At 55.2% G+C, this 7589-nt stretch carries 5 protein-coding genes and 2 pseudogenes; 4 read left to right on the top strand and 3 right to left on the bottom strand.

Translation table 11 applies throughout. The features are described 5' to 3' along the window. Positions 1-86: 86 nt before the first annotated feature. Entirely contained in the window at positions 87-512 is a 426-nt protein-coding gene (locus U0C82_RS18860; RefSeq protein WP_322189397.1) for a YybH family protein, read from the bottom strand. A gap of 436 nt (positions 513-948) precedes the next feature. Then, positions 949-1152 carry a DUF6719 family protein gene (locus tag U0C82_RS18855; protein ID WP_322189399.1) on the bottom strand — a complete coding sequence of 68 codons (204 nt, stop codon included), beginning with the start codon at positions 1150-1152 and terminating at the stop codon, positions 949-951. Positions 1153-1329: 177 nt separating this feature from the next. Here U0C82_RS18855 and U0C82_RS18850 point away from each other — a divergent pair. Together U0C82_RS18850 and U0C82_RS18845 are read left to right on the top strand one after the other, a co-directional pair. Then, positions 1330-2519: pseudogene (locus U0C82_RS18850) on the top strand (IS3 family transposase). Positions 2520-2700: 181 nt separating this feature from the next. Further along, positions 2701-2919 (top strand): hypothetical protein, encoded by a 219-nt coding sequence (locus tag U0C82_RS18845; protein ID WP_322189395.1) that lies wholly within the window; start codon positions 2701-2703, stop codon positions 2917-2919. Between the two features lie 126 nt (positions 2920-3045). Here the strand turns inward: U0C82_RS18845 and U0C82_RS18840 are convergent. Beyond that, positions 3046-3703 (bottom strand): annotated as a pseudogene (locus tag U0C82_RS18840) (IS3 family transposase); the annotation flags it as partial. 123 nt (positions 3704-3826) lie between these two features. Here U0C82_RS18840 and U0C82_RS18835 point away from each other — a divergent pair. Both U0C82_RS18835 and U0C82_RS18830 read left to right on the top strand, forming a co-directional pair. Continuing rightward, the gene (locus U0C82_RS18835) at positions 3827-6799 is read left to right on the top strand and encodes a bifunctional diguanylate cyclase/phosphodiesterase (protein ID WP_322189393.1); all 2973 of its coding nucleotides are present in this window, start codon (positions 3827-3829) and stop codon (positions 6797-6799) included. A gap of 44 nt (positions 6800-6843) precedes the next feature. After that, complete coding sequence (locus tag U0C82_RS18830; RefSeq protein WP_322189391.1) at positions 6844-7305, top strand: PAS domain-containing protein; 462 nt, start codon at positions 6844-6846, stop codon at positions 7303-7305. Positions 7306-7589: the final 284 nt, after the last annotated feature.

The raw sequence follows: 7589 nt of genomic DNA, 5'->3' as shown, positions 1-7589 counted from the left end.
TCGCTGGGTCTCCGCGACGTTCAGGGCGCATTTGGTCAATTTGCAAGGCGCGCCCCGATTACAATGAATCGGGGCGCTACAGATGATCAATTGAACGTATGAAGCGCGAGCTTCAAGCTGCCGTCGTCCTGGCGCTGGAAGACGTGCGTGCCAATGCCGCCGATGTCGGATCCATCGCCGCCTTTAGCGGACCATCGAGCAGCTGCCGTAATCTCGTCGCCGTGATCTATGACTTTGATCACTTCTAATGTGTGCCCAGTCACGCCATTCTCAAATAGTGGGGCGAAAAACTCTTGGACACCCTGCGGACCTTCAATCACGGCATGACTAGGCGGAAGGAAGATCGCATCCTCCGAATAATTGGATGCAAGTTTTTCTGCGTCGCCGCTATTGAAATCTGCGTTCCATTGCTCGTAGGCAGCTTTCACATCGTCTTCCGGGGCTGCTAATGTAACCGATGATAAACCCAATGACAGGGTAGTTGCAGTAAGCAGTAGGCGAAAAGAAACCATTGATACCTCCCGTTGCGTCGCTTTGAGACAAAGCTGAAGGTACACGTGCCGGGCAAGTCCGTCTATCAGCTCAAAGGCATTACCGGCACGTAGATCGGGGAACCATAAAGGCGACGCACCACCGGTGCGAACCAGTCTTAAACCAATTTTTAAACGCTTAGGTTCGATTCTACGAGAGCCACAATGTCGTGGTAACGAACAGCACTCTCGGCCCGTCTGTGCGGTCTAAACCAAGCCGGAGACGGGCCTCTTTTTAAGCGACACCCTGAACCATCGCGGATAGTCGGGCACCTGACTATGGCTATGCAGACAGAATAAAGCCCCAACCGTATGCTATCATGAGACATTCAAGATGGGATCTGTCCTACGTCAGGCGCTCGTGAGTTCGTTTGGCTTAAGATAGCCGCCTGTCCCACAAGCGCCTCGTAAAAACTTATCAGGGTCTCGCAACGCAATCATTCTTACGAGCTATGCCGCGAGCGTTGTTCCCGCCAGTGACCTGCTTGATTTGTCCGGCTGGACAAGTGCCGTCATCGACCAAGACCGTGCTTCCATATGCAAGCGTACCGGCTGGGGGCTCGGTTGTTCTGACCGTCTGTTGGCAGCCGGTAAGCGCGAGTGCCGTGAACACAGCCGTCAATGTGTAATGTAATCTCAATTTGAATCTCCGGAGTTCGCTTGGTTGCCGCAATGGATTTATCAAATTTCTAAACCTGCTTTGTCTAGATGGCGGGTTATCGTTTGGTTAACCTTGACCTGCCGCTGAGTTTTGCCTCCGCGTTGGATTAGAGTCCGCTTCCCATTGAGGACGGACGGCATGAAGCGAAAGCGTTTTTCTGAAGAACAGATCATCGGTGTTTTGAAGGAGCAGGAGGCTGGTGCGAAGGGCGCCGATCTCGCTCGCAAGCACGGGATATCCGAGGCGACGCTGTACAATAGGAAAGCCAAGTACGGCGGCATGGACGTGTCAGACGCCAAGCGCCTGAAGGCTTTCGAAGACGAGAACGCGAAGCTGAAGAAGCTTTTGGCTGAGCAGATGCTGGATGCAGCGGCCCTGCGGGAACTGCTCGCAAAAAAATGGTAGGGCCCGTCGCCAAGCGCGAAGCCGTCGCGCATCTGCGGGCCGTCATGGACCTGTCGGAGCGGCGGGCCTGCCAGATCGTCGGTGCCGATCGGAAGATGGTTCGCTACCAATCGCGCAGACCGCCGGAGACGGAGCTTCGTGGCAAGCTGCGCGATCTCGCCAACGAGCGTCGTCGCTTCGGCTATTGTCGCCTGTTCGTCCTCTTACGGCGCGACGGCGAGCCGTCCGGGATCAACCGCATCTACCGTCTCTACCGCGAAGAAGGACTGACCGTTCGCAGACGCAGTGCCCGGCGTCGTGCCGTGGGAACCCGGGCGCCGATCCTCGTCGAGGCCAGGCCGAATGCCCGCTGATCGTTGGACTTGTTACACGACCAGTTTGCCTGCGGGCGGCGTTTCCGCATTCTCAACATCGTCGATGATGTCACGCGAGAATGTCTAGCAGCGATACCGGATACGTCAATTTCGGGTCGTCGTGTCGCCCGTGAACTTACGGCGTTGATCGCCGTGCGAGGCAAGCCCGGCATGATCGTCTCCGATCACGGCACGGAATTCACCTCGAATGCGATCCTCGCCTGGTCGAAGGATCAAAAGGTGGAATGGCACTACATCGCTCCCGGCAAGCCAATGCAGAATGGCTTTGTCGAGAGCTTCAACGGCCGCATGCGTAACGAGCTTCTGAACGAAAGTCTCTTCCTTGGCCTCGATCATGCTCGTGAGCTGCTCGCCACCTGGGTCAGCGATTTTAATACCCAGCGACCACACTCGTCCCTCGGCTACCAGACCCCGGCGGACTTCGCCCGCACCATCACCGCAACCGGCTCCGGCGCTCCGCTATCGGATGGCTCCGCGCCTACGCCGGTTGCTCACACCGCGCCACAAAGCGTAACAGAAACAGATACGGCTCTAATCGCCGCTGGATGAAGGTTCAGTGGCAGGTCAATCTAAAGGAAGAACGGTATGGCTGACCTGCCATAGGGATCGAGAACTCCAGTCTTGCAGGCTCCGAAGTTGTGGTCGTGATCGCCATACCCTGTTGTCTCGATCGTAATGTCTTTCGGCGACACTCTTCGTCTGCGGCTGTGGCAGCCGGTCTGACGAGGACATGAACGAAATGCGTTTCGCGATGATCGTTGAGATCGAGTTAGCCCGCATTCGATCTGAACTCTTGCCCGAGCTTTGGGACGCGGAAACCGAAGCGATGTTTCTGAAGTCGATCAAAAGCGCATTGAACGGCATGCAGGTAACCGAAGGTCCGCTTACTGCCGCGCAATACTCCGAGCTTGATGCCAGGATCACGGAAGAGGCGTTCAAGCTCTATTAAGTTCAGGCGCGAGCCGGTCGTGGCCTGCCCCAACCGGGTGGTCCGGGGTGAATCTTAGTGCATTGTCGGCCTGAAGCGCTCCCCGTTTTTGGTCCGCCCGGCTGGAGAATTTCCGGGGGTGGGTGCTCAGGCTGACACCGCGTCTCCTGAGCAGTTCATCAGCTCAATCGGCGTCTTGTGACCGATCGCACTGTGAGGTCGAACTTCGTTGTAGTCTCTGCGCCAAGCCTCCATCTTGGCGCGGGCATCGTCAAGGCTCATGAACCAATGCGTGTTCAGGCATTCGGCGCGGAATTTGCCGTTGAAGGACTCGGATGTTCGCGTTATCCGTCGGCTTTCCCGGTCGTGAGAAGTCGAGAATAATGTCCTTCTGGTAGGCCCACAGATCGAGGTCGCGTGAGATGAACTCCGAGCCTTGATCGACGCGGATCGCCTTGGGATAGCCGACCTCGGAACATATTCGTTCTAGCGCCTGAACGACGTCTTCGCCGCGATAGCTGAAGCGTGGATCGATCACCGGCGAGAAGCGCGAGAAGGTGTCGACGACTGTCAGGATGCGGAGTTTGCGGCCCGTCGCCAACTGGTCGTGGACAAAATCCACGGCCCAGGTCTGGTTCACATGGGTTGCCACCGTGCGGCCGTCACGAAGCTTGGCCTTCACGCGTCGCTTCGGGACCTTGTTGCGCAGCTGAAGGTCCATCTCCTTGTAAAGTCTGTAGATTCGCTTGGGGTTCACGATCCATCCCTCACGCCGCAGCAGCACGTGGACACGACGGTAGCCGTAGCCGCGCATTCATGCATGATTTCGAAACGTGTTTAGCTATTAGGTGACTACGTAACGGCGCATCATGTCGCATAAGGTCGTATTCGAGAGTGCGATTTAGGCGCGACTATTGAGGACATTCCCATGCCAATAACTTCTGCAGTGAATGAGGGTGAACGCCTCAAGGCTCTCCACGAGTTGCAGATTTTGCAAACCGAACCGTCCCCAGCATTCGAGCGCTTTTGCACTTTGGCGCACGATTCTTTCAATGCTCCCATTGCATTGGTTACCCTGGTCGATCGTGACCGTCAGTGGTTCAAGGCAAAGCGAGGGATCGAAGTCAAGGAGACCTCGCGTAACTCGTCGTTTTGCAGGGTGACGATTGAAAGCGATGAAGTTTTAGTAGTCCGCGATGCGCTTTTAGATGATCGCTTCAGTTCCAGTCCACTAGTTTTAGGTGAGCCGCATATTCGTTTCTACGCAGGTGCCCCCCTAGTTCTGAGCTCGGGTCATCGAGTTGGCTCGATCTGCGTCATCGACCAGAAGTCTCGATCTTTTTCGGCCGAAGATGCGAAACTATTAAGAACACTAGCCGAGGGCGTCGTTTCTGAGTTGGAACGCCATAAGTCGGATCTCGATCAATGCGACGAACGTCAGCGCAAGGCTGCTATCGTACGTCACAGTGAAGCTACCGCTGGCTTGGGCAGTTGGGAATGGAACCTCGCGACGTCGGAACTCACTTGGTCAGCCGGGCTCTTCCGACTGTTCGGTTATGAACCGCTAAATGTTGTCCCGGGCCGTGACCTGTTCATGAAGCATGTCCATCCAGAGGATTTGGAAGTGGCGGAAACGGCCGCGGCATGCATTGCTCGCGGTGAACCAATGTCTACTGAACTGCGCATCATCCGCCGCGACGGCGAGATGCGGTGGCTTTCTAGCCGGGCAGAAGCAATAACTGGTACGAACGGTACCAACATTCGTATGATCGGCATACTTTGCGATGTCACCGATGCGCGTCGTGCTCAGATAAAGCTGCAGGAGAGTGAAGAAAGGTACAGAGCACTTACCGAAATCAGCTCCTCGGTCGTCTGGCACGCAACAGCCGATGGCGCGATCGCAGACGGTTGGGGCTGGGACACGTTGACTGGCCAAGGACGTAGTGAAGGCTTGGATGATGGCTGGCTGGATAAGTTGCATCCAGATGATCTCCTATCGACGATCGCGATCTGGATGCAGAGCGTTGAGACTGGTCAGATATATAATCATGTGTTCCGCGTGCAGGGCAATGTTGGGACCTATCGTTGGGTTCATGCTCATGCAGTTCCAGTTCGCACGAAAGAAGGCTTCATACGAGAATGGATCGGCACAACAACGGACATCGAAGAGCAGCGCCAAGCTGAACTCAATTTGGCTGCCAGTGAAGAGCGTATGCGGCTTGCGCTGGAAGCCGGCAAGATGTTCGCGTGGGATGTTGACATAGAATCAGGGCTCATAACACGGTCTGCACACTTCATCGATATCATTGGAGAAGCACCCGAAGACCTCGAGGGTTCACTTCTGCGCATAGACGAACGAGACCGTCAGCGCTTTCAGGATGCGTTTGCACATGCTCGTGCCGGGATACGGACGTCTGTCAAATTCCGCTATATTAAGCCTGATGGCTCCATGATCTGGCTGCAACTGACCGGCTGCGCGGTTCGTAACAGCTCATCTTCACCGCGCATCATTGGTGTGTGTTTCGATATCACTGACCAAAAGGTTGCGGAGGCAAAGCTATGGCAGGCTGCCAACTTCGATGCCCTTACGGGCCTGCCAAACCGGCAGCATCTTCAAGACCATCTAAGCCATGCAATCGACCAAACAAAACGCGACGCGGGCGCATTTAGCGTTTTGATCGTTGACCTCGACCACTTCAAGGATATCAACGACACACTTGGACATGATGCAGGCGACGCGGTTCTGCAAATTACCGCTTCGCGATTGCAAGCCGCCGTCACGGCTGACGATTTCGTTGCTCGGCTTGGCGGTGATGAATTTGCCATCCTGCTTGCTTCAACATCAGAACTGCACTTGAGAACGAAAACAATCCTTACGGCGCTGCGTGAGCCGTTCATGTTCGATGGGCGGACGCTCGAATCTCGAGCCAGCATTGGCATGGCTCGATATCCAGATGACGGTCAGACGGCATGCGAACTGATGAAGTACGCAGACATGGCGCTTTACCAAGCCAAGCAAAAAGGTCGTAACGGCTACGCTGTATATTCGAAGGAATTGCAAGCTTCCACCGAAGCTCGTGTTCAGCTTATCTCCGAAGTCGCGGATGGGCTGAAAGCCGATCAGTTCGTCCCCTACTATCAGCCAATCGTTTGTCTTCGAACCGGAGAGGTCACAGGGTTCGAGGCATTGGCACGCTGGCAGCATCCACATAAGGGGCTCCTGTCACCTTACTCCTTCTCGGTTGCCTTCGAAGATGCCGAGCTATCACGTCAGCTGACGGCGGCAATGGCCCGGCGTGTGATTGCCGATGCCAAAACCTGGTTGCAGCTTGGCTTCTCGTTTGGTCGTTTAGCCGTAAACTTTTCCGCAGCAGACTTCGCCGACACGGACTTCGCGAGCAAAATCCGCAAGACAATTCTGCACTCTGAGTTGCCCTCAAACTTGTTCAAAGTCGAAGTCACGGAAGGCGTCTTTCTAGGCGCCGGAACCGACCACATCGAAGCCACCCTCCGTGAGCTTCATTCATCGGGCATCGAGATCGCGCTCGATGACTTTGGCACCGGCTACGCCTCGTTGACCCATCTGAAAAAGTTCCCGGTGGACCAGATCAAGATCGACCGCTCCTTTGTCAGCTCACTGGAACATGACCACGACAACGCCCAGATTGTTCGAGCAATCACTCAGCTGGCACAAGGGTTGAACATGACTGTTGTTGCGGAAGGGATCGAAACGGAAACACAACTGCGAGTGCTTCAAACGATGGGCTGCGAATATGGCCAAGGCTACCTATTTTCCAAGCCAATTGCTGCTACTCGGATCCCTTGGCTTCTGGAAAAGGGCGCTAGTTCCATTGCCCACCTTGTTACAGTCGACGAGGTGGGAAGTTTGAGACGAGCCTGAAACGAGCCGCTTTCTGCTTCCTGTATGGCAGAAGGAAACCGGGAATGCGTTCACAGAAAGACATTAGCTGGGAAGAGCGTCTCAGGCAATCACGGTTGGAAGCGGAGAAGCTTCTGACCACTTTCGAGTATGGGTACGCGCTGGCACTTGCAGTACGTGCATCGAAAATGCCCTTCATTGTAGTGTCGGCGAATGTGGTGGATTATCCGATCATCTACTCCAACGCAGGCTTTCTCGAGCTTACCGGTTACGAAGAAGCCGAGGTAATCGGTCAGAACTGCCGGCTTCTTCAAGGAGAGCGTACATCGCGCGAGACCGTTCGGCAGATCGCGACGTCCGTGGTTGCAGCTGAACCATTGGTGACCAAGCTCGTGAATTATCGCAAGGACGGGTCGACATTCATGAATGCGCTTCACATCCGTCCCATACGTGATGCAGCAGGCGTCGTAACGCACTTCTTTGGCACCCAGATGGCTGTTTCAAGTGCTTCGGCGGGATCTGGGTGAGAGCCGTGTGAGAAGGCGGCCATGGCCTGAAATTGTTCACCGCTCGCCCAAACACGGAACTCCTGACCAAACTCACTTCAACAAGCCGCATCTCGCAGCTGCCTAAAACCGGCAATCGATCCACTTACAAAAGCCGCGAGACTGTTCAGACAAACCGAGCCGCCTCTGGCAGAGCCATCCAAAGATTGGGAACCAGTCGGGCACGGATGCCACTGTTATTCGTTCGAACTAGAGAACCCTTATTTCTCAGGGCCTAGCGTCGATTTTCAGCTTCCTTGTCGCAT

The sequence above is a fragment of the Fulvimarina uroteuthidis genome, assembly GCF_034321785.1.
GTDB classification, from domain to species: Bacteria; Pseudomonadota; Alphaproteobacteria; order Rhizobiales; family Rhizobiaceae; genus Fulvimarina; species Fulvimarina uroteuthidis.
This window is presented reverse-complemented; position numbering and strand designations above follow the sequence as displayed.

Excerpts from the sequence above, each read along its gene's own strand:
- U0C82_RS18860 (WP_322189397.1), bottom strand. The coding sequence starts at position 512 with ATGGTTTCTTTTCGCCTACTGCTTACTGCAACTACCCTGTCATTGGGT.
- U0C82_RS18845 (WP_322189395.1), top strand. The coding sequence starts at position 2,701 with ATGAACGAAATGCGTTTCGCGATGATCGTTGAGATCGAGTTAGCCCGC.
- U0C82_RS18835 (WP_322189393.1), top strand. The coding sequence starts at position 3,827 with ATGCCAATAACTTCTGCAGTGAATGAGGGTGAACGCCTCAAGGCTCTC.
- U0C82_RS18830 (WP_322189391.1), top strand. The coding sequence starts at position 6,844 with ATGCGTTCACAGAAAGACATTAGCTGGGAAGAGCGTCTCAGGCAATCA.